The following is an 843-nucleotide window of genomic DNA, read 5'->3' on the forward strand; positions in this document are numbered from 1 at the left end:
TCTTTACTCCTATGTACTCAACGACCCGCTTAACTTCACCGACCCTAATGGATTGAACCCTGTTGCGGGAGCATTAAGTGGTGGTGCGGTTGCTGGCCCCGTCGGGGCAATAGTTGGCGCGGTCATTGGTACAGCCATTGGGATATACCTTGGCGACAAAATGTTTAATGATGGCGGGAAAGTAAAAGATGTGCCCGACAGAGGGACGCCGGGCGAATGGGTTGATGGTAAGAGACGCTCGCGCAAATACGGCCCTGACGGAAGACCTGAAATTGATATCGACAAGCCACATCCGGGCTTTCCCGATGATCATGTGCATGAGTGGCCTGATGGAGTGCGAGAGCATCCGGGGCGGCCTGTATGTCCTATTTAGAAGAAGGTGAGCAAATGGATCTTGATCTATTTGTAGAATGCAAGATTGTTTCTACGTCTATTGTAGAAACTGAAGCTGGGACCAATGTATTAATTGGAATAAATGATCACGACAACAAGCACTGGTTGCTTAGCGCTCTTTCGGTGAGTGATTTTCTATTAAATGAAATGCGCACACAGAATATAATCGATCGGATAAATTTATTTGCGAACGGAATGAGCTGCGAACAAGATGTTCTCGATAGAATTTATTATTTGCTGCACGGAAAGATCCCGGAGCATCAAGAAGGACTGGCGCATAAAGATGTCAACAAGGTGATTGATGACATAAACTCATCAAAAAGAGTTTTTTTAGAAATTGAGGCTGTGTATGGTGCCTCGGTGCTTCTAATTGCTAGAGATGTCTCATTGGAACAAACGTAATAGTATCCGTAAGTTCTTTTACATCACGAAGCCCCGCTCGGTCTCGAG

2 protein-coding genes are annotated in these 843 nt (G+C 45.8%); both read left to right on the forward strand.

Annotation, left to right across the window (positions count from 1 at the left end):
* Positions 1-373: RHS repeat-associated core domain-containing protein (locus ACYQ2W_RS26440; RefSeq protein ID WP_459874087.1), on the forward strand; the 373-nt coding region annotated here is incomplete at its 5' end.
* Positions 361-795 carry a hypothetical protein gene (locus ACYQ2W_RS26445; protein ID WP_459874089.1) on the forward strand — a complete coding sequence of 145 codons (435 nt, stop codon included), beginning with the start codon at positions 361-363 and terminating at the stop codon, positions 793-795. The genes ACYQ2W_RS26440 and ACYQ2W_RS26445, both read left to right, overlap by 13 nt.
* The last annotated feature ends 48 nt before the right edge of the window (positions 796-843 follow it).

This window comes from Endothiovibrio diazotrophicus (assembly GCF_054657215.1).

Excerpts from the sequence above, each read along its gene's own strand:
- ACYQ2W_RS26445 (WP_459874089.1), top strand. The coding sequence starts at position 361 with ATGTCCTATTTAGAAGAAGGTGAGCAAATGGATCTTGATCTATTTGTA.